Below are 17,091 nucleotides of genomic sequence, written 5' to 3'. Positions count from 1 at the left end.
TATATAACGGTCTATCTAAATTTTATTTAGGATTTCATCAAGATTTTTTCGTGCAATTTTTTTAACATTTTTATATTTGTTATTCCCGTGCGAATCAATGGAAACAATTAATGGGCCAAAATCCTTTACCCTGAACTTCCAGATAGCTTCAGGCATTAGGTCTTCCCACCATACATCTTCAATTTTTTCTACCTGTGTAGTCTCTAATGCTGCAGCCCCCCCTAGAATGGTAAAATAACAACCCTTTAGTTCGACAAGTGCTTGGCATCCATCTTCAAGAAGTCCTCCTTTTCCAACAATTACTTTAACACCATACTCTTCCATTAATCCTCTTGTAAAACGATCCATTCGGTAACTAGTTGTTGTTCCAATACTCACCTTTTCGTATGTTCCATCTTCCTGTTTTTTTACACCTGGAGCTGTATGCAGGCCTATAGCACCTTTTAATTGAGGTTTTAGGTCTTCAGGTAAATCAACTTTTTTATCAAAAAGGCGGATTAAATTTGCATCACGTATTCCAAAAATAATACCATCTATGGTAACAGTATCCCCAGCATATAATTGACTTATATCATTATCTGTTAAAGGTGCTTTCAAACGATAATGTGCCACTTTTACTCTCACCTCTACTTAATATGTAATTTCCGGGTATTCTTGCTGTCTGAAAGTTGCCCTCATTCTTCTTGCCGGCCAACACATCATGTTTACAGCGACTGGATTCAGTGTCATATGAGTATCTGCTGATTCGATGTGTACCGCTAACGCCGTTGTACTTCCTCCCAGTCCATGAGCACCAATCCCCATCTTGTTGATTAAGGTATACAATTCTTCTTCAAGTTCCCTCACTTCGGGATCTGGGTTAGGTGAACCAACTTCACGTGCGGCTGCCTTTTTAGCCAAAGCTGCACACTTATCTGCTGATCCTCCAATACCGATTCCGACTATTGTTGGTGGACATGGATTTGCACCTGATTCAAAAACACACTCCAATACATACTTTTTAATACCGTCAATACCAGCAGCTGGTGTCAACATTTTAAGATAACTCATATTTTCTGAACCAGAACCTTTAGGAACAATAAGAATCTCTATTTCTTTTCCTTCAACGAATTCATAATGAATAACAGGTACCTGATTTCCAGTTGATGTACCATGATTTTTTCTTGATAATGTATTGACTATACTACTTCTTAAAGGATGCTCTAAAGTAGCACGTTTAGTTCCTTCTTTAATCGCTTTTTCAAATCGTAAACCATCGAGCCTCACTTGATTCCCAACTTTAACAAAATAAATAGGAATCCCTGTATCTTGACAAATTAACAACTTTTTATCATCAGCAGTTGAAACGGTCTTTATTAGCGTCGCTAAAATTTCCTTTCCACTTTCCAACTCTTCATTTTCATAAGCCCTTTCTAATGCTGTTCTTACATCAGGAGGTAAGTCTTTGAGAGATTCGATATAAATTGTTTTACAAGCTTCTTCTACACTCTGATAAAATATTTCATCCGCTTCCCAAACATCTTTATAGTTAGCAACATAATCTGCTACTGCCATGCTCATCCCTTCCCTTTAAAGAAATTATTTTGATACTGTAATGGTTTGATATCCTTCAATTTCTCTAACATCGATGTGTGTTTGATTTGTTTTTTCTACTCTAAGGTGCGGCTCCCCGGTTTCGCTTTCTGTTATGTAAATATTACTTAACCAATCTTCATCATTAATTTCAGGATAATCTTGTCGATAATGAGACCCCCTACTTTCGGTACGTATCAAAGAAGCTGAAGCTACCATTTTGGAAACGGTTACAAGATTGCGTACATTTAAAAATTCTTGCCATGTTAAATTATATTTTTTTGGTCCTTTGACCGAAACACAATTAACACGCTCTTCAAGTAACGAAAGTTCATTGATTGCTGTTTCTAAGTCCTTACCATTACGTACCAAACCAACATTATTCCACATTAACTCTTTTAAATCATTACGAATATAAAATGGGTTTTCACCTTCTAACCGGCTAAACGGGGCTATTACTTCTTCTATGATGGAATGTACCTGTTGATTAGATATTTTGGCGTTAATATCCCTTTCACTTACATAAGATGCTGCAGCGTCTCCAGCCCTTGCACCAAATACAGTAGAATCGCAAACCCCATTTCCACCCAGTCGGTTTGCACCGTGGACGCCACCTGCATCCTCTCCTGCAACGTATAACCCTTCAATATTCGATTCACAATTTACAGACACCTTAACCCCCCCCATTTGAAAATGAGCAGCAGGTGAAATTTCTACAGGTTCGATACTTAAATCTTTCCCTACATCACGGCAACGCTCGACCATACCTGGAAACATTCTTAAAACATTTTCCTTTCCTAAATGGGAAACATCAATATAGACCCCCTCTAGGGGTGTACCGCGTCCTTCCATAATTTCCATGTAAGCTGCTCTCGAAACCCTATCCCGGGTAGAACGCTCCATACGATCTGGATCATAATTCTTCATAAATCTTTCACCATGGGAGTTGATTAGATACCCTCCAGCACCTCGTAGTCCTTCCTCCAACACACCCCCATTTAATCGAGAATTCTCTGCCAATAAGCCTGTAGGATGAAATTGCATCATCTCCATATCAAGAAATTCTGTTCCTGCTCGATAACACATAGCCATGCCGTCTCCAGCCTTTTCGAGGCTAGGAGTAGCAATTTTATACATGGTTGCTGCTCCACCAGTTCCTACAATCACTGCCTTACACTGAATGACAATGAATTCCCCAGACCTCATATTTATCATTAGACAGCCTACAACTCTACAATTTTCTTCGTCAATCAACAAATCGATTGCTCTTACTTCATCCCAACAGACAACACTTGGTTTAGCAAAAAGCTGATCACGCAATCTAGAAATGATTTCAATCCCAGTAAGATCCCCTTTGTGTACGGTCCGATCAAAAGATTGTCCTGCAAATGGTTTTTGGTGTACCGTCCCATCTTCATTTCTATCAAAAAAAACCCCCATCTTCGTCTCTAACTCTCTTATTCTTTTGGGCGCATCATTTACAAGAGTCCAAGCCATTTTTTGATCATTTATTCCGCCTCCACCTTTTATGGTATCCTTGAAGTGTTTTTCGATAGAATCATCGGGATGAATGACAACATTATATCCACCTTGAACCATACGAGTACATCCGCTTTTTCCCACAAGTCCTTTAGAAGAAACGATTATCTTCAAATTGGGATTCTGATCAGCTGCATGATGAGCTGCAAATAACCCAGCTCCACCACTCCCTAGCACAAGGATATCTGCTTTAACATGTTCCATTAATATTTACACCTTCCTTATGTTGTTATTAAAAAATTATCCTTATACTAGCTGCTATTAAGAAACTATGAAATAAAATGTTAATGCACATAAAATTGCACCGATGATCGTAAAAACCATAAAGATATCTCGATTATCTTTTACAAGTCCTACATCAATGAGAATAACCCTCATACCGTATAAGGCATGGAAAATTAGTGCAAAAATCAATGTCGCATCTAACAAAGAATTTAGATGTAAAGTTGAAATAATTCCTGTCCCCGGTAACTTCCCTACTATGACATAGCCACTATAAATTTTTAATGGTAACAAGAAAAATAATAGTAACGCTGTGACCCTTTGTACGACCCAAGCGATATAACCAACAAAAGGGCGTTGTTTAATTTTAACTTCTTGGACTTTCTTTGTTTGTAAACCAGTAGTAGCCAATTAATAATCATCTCCTTCAATTTTTAACATTACCATTTTAATCCTATCGCTTTTTGTAACTTTTTAGTTTTTATTTTCTGAATGGTTACCATCGGTTTAATCCCTTTTGGACAAACTTCAACACAAGCACCGAAACTACGGCATCCAAATGCTCCTTTGCTTTCTGTAACCATATCTAACCTCTCTGCTCTAGCTCCATCCCTCTCATCGGCAATTAAGTTATAGGCCCTGTTTAAAGCAGCAGGACCAATGAATTCGTCTCCTCTAAAGGAAACGGTTTCACAAGATTGAAAACACAACCCACAAGTTATGCAATCTTGATTTTCGTCAATGAGTTCTCGGCGTCCTGATGATGGGGGAATAATACTAAATTCATCTGTATCCTCTTTTGGTACAAAGTAGGGCTTTACCTTTTCCCAGCTTCTAAAGAACTTTTCCATATCGACAGACAAATCCTTAATGATTTCTAAATTTCTCATTGGCTGTACTAAAATACTATCGCCTAAATGTTCAATTTTTGTACGGCAGGCTAATCTTCCACGACCATTTATGACCATTCCGCAAGAACCACACATTCCAAGTCTACACGCACAACGGAAGGATAGTGTTTGATCTTGATCTTCCACGATCAAGAACAAACTGTCCAAAACAGTCATATTTTTTTTAGCTTCAATTTGAAAAGTATCATACCTTGGTTGTTCATTTTTTTCAGGATCAAAACGCATTACTTTCACATCAACGGTATTCATAACTAGCCCCCTTTTTAAATTTGATGTCCAACTCCTTCTGAATATAATGAATCAAAAAATGTAGACTTTCCTCTTTTCCCTCCCGTTTTTATCCAATTGGTATATATTATAAAAAGCTTTAATATGGTACAGTGACCCAACCACTTACACCTACATTCATTAAAACACTATTTATTATATAATTCAATATTTTTTGAATATTAATCTTAAAAACACAATCTAATTTTATAATTTTCTGAAAAGTGGTTGATTTTTTTATAGCAAGTGTTTAAACTAATAGATAAATTGGTTGGGTCACCTAACCTATTAATTACATAATAAGGAGTTGAAGTAAATGGGACAAAATGATCGTACCGCAGTAGCTACCAGTGAACCGGATCAACAGCAAGTATCTGTTCACAAGTTTTTGATTCATCATAAGGGGGATCATGTTGGTGTAGCGACTAGTGATATTACAAAAGGTGAAACAGTAATCGGTGTATTTATGGATGATAATACTACCACCAAAGTCGTTGCCAAAGATGATATTCCATTAGGGCACAAAATTGCATTATTCAAGTTAGATGTTAATGAACCGGTCCTAAAATATGGGGTTCAAATCGGATTGACCACAAGTAGATGGGAAATTGGAGACTATGTCCATACCCATAATATTAAAACGGCGAGGTGGTAAAATATGGGACAAAAATTATATGGTTATCGTAGAGAAAATGGAAAAGTTGGTATCAGAAATCATGTCGTAATTTTGCCTATCGATGATATTTCAAATGCTGCATGTGAAGCTGTCGCCAATAATGTCAAAGGAACTTTAGCCCTGCCCCATGCATACGGAAGACTTCAATATGGGGAAGATTTGGATCTTTTATTTAGGACACTAATTGGGATTGGTTCAAATCCAAATGTTGCTGCTGTTGTTGTCATCGGAATCGAAGACAACTGGACAAGAAAAGTGGCAGATGGAATTGCCCAAACTGGTAAACCTGTCTCTCATTTCTATATCGAGCGAAACGGAGATTTAGAAACCGTCCGAAAAGCTTCATGGAAGGCAAAAGAATATGTACAATGGGCTTCAGAACTTCAACGTGAACCAGTTGAGTTAAGTGAATTAACGGTCAGTATAAAATGTGGAGAATCTGATACCACCACTGGAATGGGTTCTTGTCCGACTGTATCGCAAGCAGTCGACCTTTTAGTAGATGCAGGTGCAACCGTATTTTTCGGTGAGACCTCGGAATTAACGGGTGGAGAGCATCTCATCGCAGAACGGATGGCTACACCAGAACTAAAAGAAAAATTCATGGGGATTTATAATGATTACGTAGGTGAAATCGAATCCAAGGGTGTTGATTTGTTAGGTTCCCAACCGACCCAAGGAAACATTGCTGGAGGGCTTTCAACCATTGAAGAAAAAGCATTGGGGAACATTGCTAAGACGGGAACAAAAGAAGTAATCGGTGTTTTAGATCCTGCAGAAGCGCCTCAATCCGGTAGTGGATTGTACTATATGGATACCTCATCTGCCGCTGCGGAATGTATCACTCTAATGGCTGCAGCAGGAGCTGTAGTCCATTTCTTCCCAACTGGTCAAGGTAATATAATAGGAAATCCGATTGAACCAGTGATCAAAATTACTGCTAACCCGATTACTGCTGAAACAATGAGTGAACATATTGATGTTGATGTTACAGGGTTACTGTCAAGGGAAATGACATTATCCCAGGCCGGAGATTCTTTAATGGATTACCTTTACCGTACAGTAAACGGACGCTTAACAAGTGCAGAAGCGTTAGGTCATCGTGAATTTGTTATGACGAAACTTTATCGTAGCGCTTAATGAATGATTACTAAGGGATTTTAATGAAAATAAGGCTGCTGGCTATATGTCAGTAGTCCTTTTCTTAATCCCTTATTTTTATGAATTGTTCCAGTCTATGACAATAAAATCACAACTAAAAAAGTTCAGGCTTCCTTTGTAAATGCCTGAACTTATAATGTATTAAAATTGTTAACGATTAAAACTAGTTTATTAGTACCTATTAATTTTCTTTTAGATTTTCCATGATCGATTTTTCAACACTCTCTAAGTGAATAGACATAAAATGTTTGGCAGCATCAACATCCCTACCCTTGATAGCCTTTAAAATATTTACATGTTCATCAACTGATTTAACTGGTCTTCCCGGAATTTTAATAACTTGCATTCGTGATTCCTCTAATAGATCAATTAAATTATGCATGATTCGGATTAATACTGAGTTCTGAGACATATGTGCTAGTGTCAAATGGAATTTATGATCGAGACGCGCCAGCTCTAAATAATCTTTTCCCTGACTTGCAATACTTTTTGCCTTTTCAATAATCTCTGTTAATTCTTTAACCTGTACACTAGATGCATTTTCAATAGCCCATACAACTGCATTATTTTCAAGAATCTTTCGGATGGCAAACAAGTCTTTTACCTGATCACTACTTACAAAAAAGAAAGAAGTCATTTTACGGATTTGTTGTTCTTCAGAAGCAACAAAAATACCAATTCCATGTTTAATCGTAATATATCCATAGGCCTCCAATATTTTATAGGCCTCTCTGACTGTATTTCGGCTAACCTTTAGGATTGTTGCCATCTCTCTTTCTCCAGGAAGCTTCTGATTAACTTCATACTTTTTATCAAGGATTAATTTTTTTATGTGGTCAGCAACTTTTTCTGAAATACCTCTTCTTTCAAGATCAAATGTTTCCATTTTGCTCTCCTCCTACTGCATAATTATCAAACAATTTTTGGGGCAAATGAGAGGCTGGTTCAATGAACCAACCAATTAACTTAATTAAAACATTTATTACAACAAAAAACAATGATTTACTGGAGTAGCATAATACTTAAATCTTTACCTTTTAAAACAAACTCTAATCAAATAAAACCGGCATAATAAAGAAATTTCGGAAAATTAATGAAAGGGAGCATTAAAATGTTGCAACAACAGCCTGTAAAAGAAATGAAAACCGTCTCACATAATGAGGAGAAGAAACAAAAAAACCTACCTTTCCTTAAAGTGGATAGGAGGGGTTTGTTTTACCTTTTTCGTAGCACTTTTAGGATTTAGATTATCAGAAATACCTGGCTTCAATCGTGTAGGCCCCTTAGCTTGTGCAATTATTATCGCAATTATATGCCGGTAAATATGGGAATACCCCGAGAAGATCCGGTCGGGAATAGAATTTTGAGCTAAAAAACTGCTCCGGTTGCTATCGTCTTATATGGTTTAAAATTAAATATAGACGTTATTTTCAACCAAGGTATGCCATTACTATTGAGGGAATTGGAACCATTGCCTTTGCCGATGGTCATAACACTCCTTATTGCAAAATGGGTGAAAGCAGATACGATAATGTCACTTTTATTAGCTGTAGGTACTGGCGTTTGTGGTGCTGCTGCTATAGCAGCTGTATCACCTATTGTTAAATCCAAAGACGAGGCCACTGCTTTAGGGGTGGGAATAAATGCGTTAATCGGTACCGTTTTCGCCCTGATTTATACCGTAATCCGACCTATATTACCTATTTCGAGCTTGGATTATGGAATATGGTCTGGCATCAGCTTACAAGAAATTGCTCATGTTGCTTTAGCAGCTGCACCAGGAGGAGAAGATGTTCTAGCAATTGCGTTACTCTCAAAATTAGGACGTGTATTTTTATTAATTCCTTTATGTTTTATCTTGATGTACTGGGTGAAGACACGAAATCATGATTCAGGGAAAACGAAGGTCGGCTTTCTATGGTTTTTATTAGGATTTATCATAATGAGTCTCTTCGGTAGTTACATAAACAGAAGATATTTTCATATCCCTCCGACTATTTCAGATGGTATTTCAAACCTAACTACCTTTATTCTTACAATGGCGATGGTCGGATTGGGACTAAACGTAAGTTTTGAAGCCATAAAAACAAAAGCATTTCGTCCGATGCTAGCAATGACCCTCACTTCAATATTGTTGTCAGTTATCTCTTATTTTACTATATAGATGCTCAAGTTTTTCAAAACTGATGATCCTTAAGAATGTTTTATCTTTCTAAACGACGTGATCCGCATGTCGATTTTTAATATACTAACAAAGAATCTTAAACTGACGAAATTTCTAGAACACAGTTTACCCTCCCAAATCTAAATTTTAATAACATTAAAAATCTACCTTTCAAATTATAAGAAAGGTAGATTTGATATAAGATAATTAAATTCTGGTATTTTGAGCTATTGGATTTGGAAAGGGTACATTTAAAGTATCTGATAATTGAATAAGTTCTTTTTGTACATCAGTTGATAAAGGAATACCCTCTATAGAACGCTTTTTCCATTCTTTTTTTCTCCTTTCTCCAGGATAACGGATATCCTTGCCATCAGGTACTTTGGGAATATCTTGCATCTCAGAGATTAAATTATTCATGTGTTGAACAAATTGTTCATACGGCATAAACTTCTTAATATCAAAAAGAACGAAAAAATGTCCCACATTCGCGGGCTTATCCGTATCATCTGTATAAATATTTTGGACATGCGGGCCATAAGCAGCACCCGATAAGATACCCGTTAAAATTTCAACAGCTAGTGCTAAAGCTGAACCTTTTGGCCCCCCTAAAGGTAAAACTGCCCCCTTTAATGCTTTATTCGGATCATTTGTCATTTGTCCGTCTTCATCTATTGCCCATCCGTCTGGTATACTTTCCCCTTGTTTAGCTGCTAAAATAATTTTCCCTCTTGCTACTACACTCGTTGAAAGATCAATGATTACTGGTGTATCATTTCCAGTTGGATATCCAAAAGCAATAGGATTCGTACCAAAAAAGGCTTGTTTACCACCCCAAGGGGCGATTCCTGGAGGTGAATTTGTAAACCCGATTGCAGCAAGGTTATGTTCACAAGCAATCTGGCAGAAGTAAGAAGCTGTTCCGAAATGGTTACTATTTTTTATCCCGATTGCAACTACACCAGATTCTTTTACAATTTCGATACCTTTTATTAAAGCATGATAACTAACAACTTGTCCTAAACCATTATCGCCATTAACCATCAAAACAGACGGACCAGTTCTATTGAATAAAATGTTAGGTTGTGGATTAATTCGATTTTCCATAAGGCGTTTTGAATAAATGGATAGCCTACTAATACCATGGCTATCAACACCTTCTAGATTTGCTTTAATCAGGGCGTCTGACACGATGGTAGCATTGATACCATTTACACCTAACTTTTGAAGAATATTTTCAGAGAATGTTGTTAAATGCTCTTTTGTAAATAAATTCATTTTACACCTTCCTTAAAATATAAGAATTTTATATGTCCCATTTGGTTTAGTATTAAAGGTTATAGTCATCTGTATCTATGAATCTATAATTACATAAATCAAACACTACAAAGAGATACCTCCCCTTTTAAAACCTTTCCCACTTCTTTCGCTATTAGAGTAGAAGTACGAGTTTGCGACTCATTGGTCAATCCAGCCACATGGGGGGTTAAAACAACATTTTCATAAGATAATAGGTCATTGGTTAGGGAGATAGGTTCAGATTCAAGAACATCTAAGTATGCCCCGGCAATCAAATGATCATTCAATGCTAATGCGAGTTTCTCTTCATTTATTATACCCCCTCTTGAGGTATTAATAAGGTAAGCATTGGATTTCATTACCTTGAGTTCTGGTCCTGAGATAAGGTGTTTTGTTTCAGGAGTCAAGGGGACATGTAACGATACAAAATCAGATTCAGCAAGTAGATTATGTAATGAATGTTTTAGCTCTACTCCGGTTTCTGAAACGATATGATCATATTTTGCAATAAATGGATCAAAACCAATAATCTTCATACCAAATGCCTGTGCTCTTTTGGTAACACGGTGGGCGATTTCACCTAATCCAACTAATCCAATTGTTTTTTGAAACAGTTCTTCACCAGTATGTTCTTTCCTTTTCCAGTTCCCCTGGCGGATATCCTGATTGGCAAGATGAAGAGGTCTTACAGCGCTTAAAATAGCAGCTAATACGTACTCTGCAACGGATGTCGCATTTGCATGTCGAGCGAAAACTACGCTAATATCTTTTTCTTTTGTTGCTTCGATATCAATGTTATCAAGTCCAACACCAAGACGACCAACCACTTTTAAAGAGACCCCTGCATCAAGAAACTCTTGATCTACTTTTGTTTGATTTCTTACAATAACTGCATCATACCCGTCTAATTTATCAAGTATTTCCTTTCGATCCTTCCATAGGTATGGGTCATAATAAACTTCTATTCCTTGTTTTTCTAATTCTTTTAAGCCTTCTTCCCACATTATTTCAGTTATTATCACTTTCATAATATAAACCTCCTTCTTAAAAAAAGTATTTGAAATCTTGTAAAAAAACATTGACCTGTTATTAAATTGGAAGCTCGGTTGTATTAATATCAGTTGGTTATATATACCTTCTTATCAACTTATGAAATTAATCTATTTACCCCCTTAGGTCTAGTGACCCAACCAATACTCACTTTCATTTAACCACGTTTGTACATAAAAATCAATAAATTCAGTAAATTTTGAATAATGGAATTTTTAATTCATGAGTAGAATATTGATTTAAATAAAAAAGGAAGGAGGCTAGCTCCTTCCAAGTTATTATACATGTCCTTTTTCTTTTAAGCTGGTATATGCAGCATTCGTATTAACTATCAGATGATCCAGAACCTCAATCCCCATTATCCGCCCAGCTTCTACAAGTCTTTTTGTTACTTCAATATCTTCTCTGGACGGGTTAGTATCTTGAGAAGGATGCTGGTGACATAGTATGATGGCTGCGCTGTTATTCAGGATTGCACATTTGAATACTTCTCTAGGATGGACGATACTTGCATTGATGGAACTTACATGGCACCGATGAACGGCAATAACTTTATTTTTCGTATTTAGACACATGACAAAGAACACTTCGCGATCATCCTCACCGATAAACCCAGCAGCCACTCTTGCGCCATCTTCTGGAGAACGTATGATGTGTGTTTCCCCTCCTTCCACCTCTGAAATCACCTGTCTGATCCGTTGAATCTCATAAATCGTTTCCATCATGAAACAGCTCCTTTCTTTGTTTGAAAAGAAAGGAATTTTTGCGAAAACGAGTGTAGAAGGATATTAAAGTATACATAATCATCAAGTGGGAAGTTACGGACAGGACAAAACCCAATGACTTAGCCAGCGTTTACCATCTTTGGTACGGTGGCTTAGCCTACTTGGTTTTGGATGTGACCGTTCGACCACGCAGATCCTTTACCGAGTGATGAGCAAATAATTATAATTAAGAGGAACAAAGGAAGGTAAAAGAGCAGAGATAGTACGCGGCGGTGAAATTTCACTTACGGGATTAACCGCCAAAACTTGAAGATTCAATATCTAAAAAGCTTTTAAATACTTGTCTTCATTCTTTTATTTTCTTTAACAAACTTGTATAACGTATATCTCCCTACTTTCGTGATACAAATCCCTTGGATCGTCATACCATTTTGATTCCGTTCTTTAAATAATTGAACGGCATACAATTGGCTTTTATCTTTATCTGCATATTTCTTAGTCTGTCCCCTAATAAACACCTCTTTTTAGACTTGTATTTTGGACACTATAAATCTATATTACTCCGCAACCCTAAAGTATCCATTATGACCTTACTCTTTTTGGACAAATCGACTTTACTCCCTAGTTTATATTATTTTCTAATATATACTGTTTTTCGTCGTTAGTACTTTAGGTTCGTATTCTCAATTAGTCTCCCTCTCTTAATTTTGGCTTAACTTACTTATATTTTTTTATTCAGATATAATAGGTATAGTAAAATTAAAGTCTTTAAAGTTATTTATAAAATTAATTCAAACATTTTATTTTAGAACAATAGATTTAGGAGTGAAAATGATAAATAATATGAACTTCATGAAAAAAATATCCATATCAGGTATTATTGTTTGTGGTTTATCAATAGTAGTATTATTTTTTGGTTTATATGATTATCAACAACAAGAGTTAAAAATTAATAATGAATACGAAATGAAGCTCTCTTTAGTAAATATGTCATTGCAATCTGAGAAACTCTTAATTAGAGTGGAACAATTAAGATCTAGTTTAAAAAATGAGCCAACTGAAAAAGAAATAATTAAGCGTGAAATTGATACAAGATTAAGAGGATTAAACCTAAAAAAAATATCCAATATTCAAAAGATAAAACAACAAAGAAAAGAAGAATTAGATGGACGAATATTCAATTTCCTTACATATGTCTCATTAGCCATTACTATCTTTATTTTTGGAATTTCACTTTTTTGGCGTAAAAATGATTTTATTGAAACAAGAGTACAACAAAAAGATATAATTAATAAAATAATCCAAAATAACTCCGAATTAGAACAAATAAAGGAAAAACTTCAAGCACATGAACAATTACATAAGAAACATATGAAGTATAGTCAAATTTTTGGTGAAAAGATTGATTTATATCTAAAGAAAGCTAAAATTGAAGATAATTACTCCCACAAAAGAAGGATTAGAGAGATTGATCTATTATTTGATGTATTAAAAAGAATAAAATATTTATGTAAAACTAATAAAAACCAATAATAAGGATTTAAATATTTAAACAATGGGTTGATAAAATATGAATACTTTTATATATGGTAATAAACAAATTGAGTATAAACTTCAAGAAAGCAACAGAAGGAAAACTTTATCTATTTCGGTTGGTGGAGATGGGATTGTGGTTACATCTCCTGAAGATACTCCTCAGAAAAAAATAGAGCAAGTCCTTAATCAAAAAGCGCCTTGGATATTAAAACAACTCTCTGATTTCGAAGAGATGAAAATCCAAATTAAACCAAAGGCTTTCGTTGCAGGTGAAAAACTACCTTATTTGGGGCGTAAGTTGTTTTCAACTCAACATGACGGTTTTCATTCCAACTCTCGATATATTAGTTGTTGTTGCATTAATAATTTAAGCAACACTCTCATTTCACGCAAAAGCGTTTATAGAGAAACGTGTCGCAACAGAAACCTGCATGGGGTCATTCCCTCGGCCGCCTGATTCCTGCATCATCAAAGCGAGGAGAATCCCCACATGCTTTTCAATTCCATACTCCTTATTTTCAACAGTCGGTTTGTGCTGCAGGACTTCTTCGGAGAGATTCGCAGCCCCTTCTTCTGATGTAGATTGATTGTTTACAAGATTATCAGCCAACATCAACATCATGAATAAAAGGTTGAACAAAAGGGCGGCAGCAAGCAGGAAAGGGAAAAGATATTTGAAGAATAAACCTAATGCAACTGTTTTGGTTTTGGCTTCGATCGCTTCCCTTAACAAAAAATCTCCTCCCTACTCGTCTGTTGAATTACCAAAGTGCGATTTTCGATGTAATAATCCCTCCGTACTCCCGCCTAGCCTTCTTTCTTTTTTCTAGGACAACTTATTAATCCATTCTTGAATATTTACATCATTATTTGGTTGAGTTTTCCCCCAAACGGTTGTGTAATTTACCTTTTTAAGTATTTTGATAAACAATTCTATATCGGAAGGATTGTTTTTTGTGTACATATATAGTTTTCTTAAAGTTTTGTCTTGAGGCTTACCAATACTCAATTTTTTTACAGAAAGCAAGTATACTTTGTCAGCCTCATCAATTGCCCCAGTTTTATTCACAATACTCATATTCTCTTTTATCAGTTCTACTTTTAATTTTGAAGGGAGATATTCAGGTATGCTCTCATTAAATTGCTCCATAAATCTCCTAAAACTAAAAGTTCCACTTCCTTTATTAAGCTGTAATTCCTCAACTATCCTGTCTTTAAGGAACTGACTTAGATAAATATAAAAGTTTCCTTTTGAATGATTACCATACATTTTAACATTGACCATTCTTTTGGTATTCCTTAGGTATATGAATATTCTATCTTTTGTACTTTCATCATCTTCTGCAAAAAAGCTCATAAATAGAAATCTTCCTCTACCAATTTGGGATTCAAAAATAATAGTGTTAGTCTCTTCTTCTGCTTGATTATAGACATACAATAAATTTGTAAGATTATATCTTTCGTCCATAATCTGAATCACTCCTTCTGATGCATATTTCAACAAAAAGGGGGGCGTAAGTTAAAAGAATAAATGTATGGAAATTTTTTAATATAGATACGTCTTTATCGCTTTTTTTGTTAGCACGACCTTGAATTCTGCTTCTATGTATGTACCCTAATATGAAAGAAAGCTGAAGATCACATAGAATACGATCTTCAAATTTCCCCCAACTGGTAGAACATTTTTTTCATCCCTATTCGAAATAATCTTCCAACTCTTTGTAACTTGTTTTAAAAGTTTCTATATCCTCTAAAAACTCCTGTTTGAAAAAACCTTCCAACTTTAACTTTATCTCCAACATTTCACTATAAATCTTAAACCCTTCTAAAGAGTCCTTTACCCCTGAATAACTATCTAATAAATCAATAGGTTTGTCTTTAGGTTCAATATCATCAATTTGTTTCGCGGCAATATTAAACAATTACGAAATTTAACACGTCAACACGACTCACTGACTGAGAATTATGTACAAATCAAACTTCAATTCCAGACGATGTTGGATCAAGTTTTTCCGGAATATAAGACGGTATTTGGAGCCCTGTATTCTGCAACCTCTTTATCAACCTTATTACACTACCAGACGCCCCAAGGTGTTAAAGACGAAACGGTTGAACAAATCGCTGACGGACAGGGTGCTAAACGCTCTTACAAGTGGGCTTTGGAGAAAGCACATAAGCTTAAAGAAGCTGCGGATAGAGATCCTTTTAAACGCAATTTATATACGAGTCATATTGTCACACTAACGATGTACATTGAAATTCTTCTTCAATACCAAAGGCACCTATCAAAACTACTTGAAGAGATATATGCCTTGGCTGATGAATTTGAAGATTATAAGATTATCCGATCGATCCCCGGTATAGGTGGAAAGATTGCCGCCACAATCATTTCCGAAATAGGGGGAATCAATCAGTTTACTCACCCAAAAAAATTGGTTACGTACGCTGGAATCGATCCAAGTGTTCATGAATCTGGGAAGTTTAAAGCCACCATCAACCGGATTACAAAAAGAGGATCGTCTCGACTTCGACAATCACTTTATACAGCTGTGCAATGTAGTATAACAAAGGATCGAAATCCCAAACTTAGATTTCACTATGATAAAAAACGTGAAGAAGGCAAACCACATAAAGTAGTGATTATTGCTTGTGTAAACAAGTTAATTCACTGGATTTACGCAATATTAAAACGTAAAGAGGCTTTCAAAGTCTAGAATACTCTTAAGAAAATACAGATATTACAATAACTTCAAGTAACTACGTATGAAGTTTATTTGGTATGTTCATTTTATTGTAACATGACTTTTTCAGCTTTTTTAGTCCTACCTCTTGACCTTCTATTAGCTGGTATTGTTGAATAAGAACTTTTTATACTCTTATTTTAGTACAACATTTTATTTACCAATAAATTAATTTTTTTGGTCATATTTTGGTCAAGCATTACTTTTGAAGTAAATTATTGATTTGACCAAAAAATAAAAAACCCTCAACACCAATGGTGCCAAGGGTTTAACAGTTTAGTATAGTTGGATATATTGTTCACGTTCCCAAGGGTGGACTTGTGTACGGAACATGTTTTATAAGAATAAACCCTATCATCTTTATTCAAGATCATTGATATATCAATGTTTATTTTAAAAAGGGAATCAAATACTTTCAATCCAAATCAAATTTTTGTGGGTGTTTTGTGGGTGGATTCGTGGGTGAATTAAAAGATAGGCTTTGATTGTGGTCTTATGGTTTTTATACTTTTGTACATCTTGAAAACGACGAATTAGAAAGTTAGTCTATTATAAAAATAAATCTGAGTTGGAACGAAATTGGCACGCCAAAAATTTCATAAAAATAATCCTTGGCATAATCGTTCTTATACCAAGGGTTATTAGATATTAACCAATTGAACCTTCCATTTCAAATTTGATTAAAAAGTACTTTCAAACACTGTTCAACACATGAAAAAACGTTAATATATCAAGGCTTTATCGAATCCTGTTTTCAAAACAATTTATCTATTTTCAATCTCAATCGGCACGTTTTTTCTTTAAGATACATTCGTGGTCAGAGTATGATTAAGTTTTATCAATTCCTTATCAGCTTCGTGTTATTCTCGGACTAGTCCCAATTTTCTTCAGTACCCCATAAATTGATATAGATAGGAATATTGAATATAAAAGCGAACATTTACATTATAAGGAAGTGGAGATATGGACGATAGTGGAAGTATAGATAAAAAATTAAATGAGGGTATTTCACGTTTAACTAAAATACTTTGTAGTGAATTGAACACTTGAGACTGTCATACGTTCCTTCAGGAAATAAATGAAATAAGGAATACTGGGGAATCTAAAGATGTTAAAGAATTTGCAAATCAACCGTACCACAACAATAAACGCAAGCGAACACCAACGACAAGTAAATTACAAGTTATAGTAAAGCACTCTACCACTTTGTCAAGAGGATTTTTGAAAA

16 protein-coding genes and 2 pseudogenes are annotated in these 17,091 nt (G+C 35.4%); 6 read left to right on the top strand and 12 right to left on the bottom strand.

Going from position 1 to position 17,091, the window contains the following annotated elements; all coding sequences use genetic code 11:
- Positions 1–15: 15 nt before the first annotated feature.
- From ACJROX_RS12875 to ACJROX_RS12855, 5 genes are read right to left on the bottom strand one after another with little or no spacing between them, the layout of a single operon-like run.
- Positions 16–612 (bottom strand): FumA C-terminus/TtdB family hydratase beta subunit, encoded by a 597-nt coding sequence (locus ACJROX_RS12875; protein ID WP_408011140.1) that lies wholly within the window; start codon positions 610–612, stop codon positions 16–18.
- 18 nt (positions 613–630) lie between these two features.
- A complete protein-coding gene (locus ACJROX_RS12870) occupies positions 631–1,554 on the bottom strand; it encodes a fumarate hydratase (RefSeq protein ID WP_408011139.1) in 924 nt (307 codons plus the stop codon).
- A 24-nt stretch (positions 1,555–1,578) separates the two neighbouring features.
- Positions 1,579–3,315, bottom strand: coding sequence for an FAD-binding protein (locus tag ACJROX_RS12865; RefSeq protein WP_408011138.1), 1,737 nt, complete (start codon positions 3,313–3,315; stop codon positions 1,579–1,581).
- A gap of 57 nt (positions 3,316–3,372) precedes the next feature.
- Entirely contained in the window at positions 3,373–3,744 is a 372-nt protein-coding gene (locus tag ACJROX_RS12860; protein WP_408011137.1) for a hypothetical protein, read from the bottom strand.
- Between the two features lie 29 nt (positions 3,745–3,773).
- Positions 3,774–4,493, bottom strand: coding sequence for a succinate dehydrogenase/fumarate reductase iron-sulfur subunit (locus tag ACJROX_RS12855; protein ID WP_408011136.1), 720 nt, complete (start codon positions 4,491–4,493; stop codon positions 3,774–3,776).
- A gap of 334 nt (positions 4,494–4,827) precedes the next feature.
- Here ACJROX_RS12855 and ACJROX_RS12850 point away from each other — a divergent pair, with 334 nt between their 5' ends.
- Positions 4,828–5,166, top strand: a complete 339-nt coding sequence (locus ACJROX_RS12850) for a UxaA family hydrolase (RefSeq protein WP_408011135.1) — start codon at positions 4,828–4,830, stop codon at positions 5,164–5,166.
- A 3-nt stretch (positions 5,167–5,169) separates the two neighbouring features.
- A complete protein-coding gene (locus tag ACJROX_RS12845) occupies positions 5,170–6,327 on the top strand; it encodes a UxaA family hydrolase (RefSeq protein ID WP_408011134.1) in 1,158 nt (385 codons plus the stop codon).
- A gap of 202 nt (positions 6,328–6,529) precedes the next feature.
- On the opposite strand, the gene ACJROX_RS12840 is transcribed toward ACJROX_RS12845, so the two are convergent.
- On the bottom strand, positions 6,530–7,234 hold the full coding sequence (locus ACJROX_RS12840) for a FadR/GntR family transcriptional regulator (RefSeq protein ID WP_408011133.1): 705 nt from the start codon (positions 7,232–7,234) through the stop codon (positions 6,530–6,532).
- 271 nt (positions 7,235–7,505) lie between these two features.
- Here ACJROX_RS12840 and ACJROX_RS12835 point away from each other — a divergent pair.
- A pseudogene (locus ACJROX_RS12835) lies at positions 7,506–8,512 on the top strand (YeiH family protein).
- Positions 8,513–8,719: 207 nt separating this feature from the next.
- Here ACJROX_RS12835 and ACJROX_RS12830 read toward each other — a convergent pair.
- The 3 genes from ACJROX_RS12830 to ACJROX_RS12820 all read right to left on the bottom strand — a co-directional run bounded on the left by ACJROX_RS12830 (position 8,720) and on the right by ACJROX_RS12820 (position 11,583).
- Positions 8,720–9,790, bottom strand: coding sequence for an Ldh family oxidoreductase (locus ACJROX_RS12830; protein ID WP_408011132.1), 1,071 nt, complete (start codon positions 9,788–9,790; stop codon positions 8,720–8,722).
- Positions 9,791–9,888: 98 nt separating this feature from the next.
- Complete coding sequence (locus ACJROX_RS12825; RefSeq protein ID WP_408011131.1) at positions 9,889–10,839, bottom strand: hydroxyacid dehydrogenase; 951 nt, start codon at positions 10,837–10,839, stop codon at positions 9,889–9,891.
- Between the two features lie 300 nt (positions 10,840–11,139).
- On the bottom strand, positions 11,140–11,583 hold the full coding sequence (locus ACJROX_RS12820) for a RadC family protein (RefSeq protein ID WP_408011646.1): 444 nt from the start codon (positions 11,581–11,583) through the stop codon (positions 11,140–11,142).
- Between the two features lie 846 nt (positions 11,584–12,429).
- Between ACJROX_RS12820 and ACJROX_RS12815 the strand changes: the two genes are divergently transcribed.
- Both ACJROX_RS12815 and ACJROX_RS12810 read left to right on the top strand, forming a co-directional pair.
- The gene (locus tag ACJROX_RS12815; protein ID WP_408011130.1) at positions 12,430–13,119 is read left to right on the top strand and encodes a hypothetical protein; all 690 of its coding nucleotides are present in this window, start codon (positions 12,430–12,432) and stop codon (positions 13,117–13,119) included.
- Between the two features lie 37 nt (positions 13,120–13,156).
- The gene (locus ACJROX_RS12810) at positions 13,157–13,579 is read left to right on the top strand and encodes a YgjP-like metallopeptidase domain-containing protein (RefSeq protein ID WP_408011129.1); all 423 of its coding nucleotides are present in this window, start codon (positions 13,157–13,159) and stop codon (positions 13,577–13,579) included.
- On the opposite strand, the gene ACJROX_RS12805 is transcribed toward ACJROX_RS12810, so the two are convergent.
- The 3 genes from ACJROX_RS12805 to ACJROX_RS12795 form a co-directional block, all read right to left on the bottom strand.
- On the bottom strand, positions 13,508–13,855 hold the full coding sequence (locus tag ACJROX_RS12805) for a lysozyme family protein (protein ID WP_408011128.1): 348 nt from the start codon (positions 13,853–13,855) through the stop codon (positions 13,508–13,510). The genes ACJROX_RS12810 and ACJROX_RS12805 overlap by 72 nt on opposite strands.
- 93 nt (positions 13,856–13,948) lie before the next feature.
- Complete coding sequence (locus ACJROX_RS12800; protein ID WP_408011127.1) at positions 13,949–14,590, bottom strand: hypothetical protein; 642 nt, start codon at positions 14,588–14,590, stop codon at positions 13,949–13,951.
- Positions 14,591–14,816: 226 nt separating this feature from the next.
- Positions 14,817–15,044 (bottom strand): hypothetical protein, encoded by a 228-nt coding sequence (locus ACJROX_RS12795; RefSeq protein ID WP_408011126.1) that lies wholly within the window; start codon positions 15,042–15,044, stop codon positions 14,817–14,819.
- On the opposite strand from ACJROX_RS12795, the pseudogene ACJROX_RS12790 reads away from it, so the two are divergent.
- Positions 15,045–15,836: pseudogene (locus ACJROX_RS12790) on the top strand (IS110 family transposase); the annotation flags it as partial.
- Positions 15,837–17,091 lie beyond the last annotated feature (1,255 nt).

Origin of the sequence: Pseudalkalibacillus sp. A8 (assembly GCF_045920555.1) — a bacterium.
GTDB lineage: Bacteria > Bacillota > Bacilli > Bacillales > Fictibacillaceae > Pseudalkalibacillus.
The sequence above is the reverse complement of the archived record's forward strand: the minus strand, read 5'-3'. Positions and strand labels throughout refer to the sequence as shown.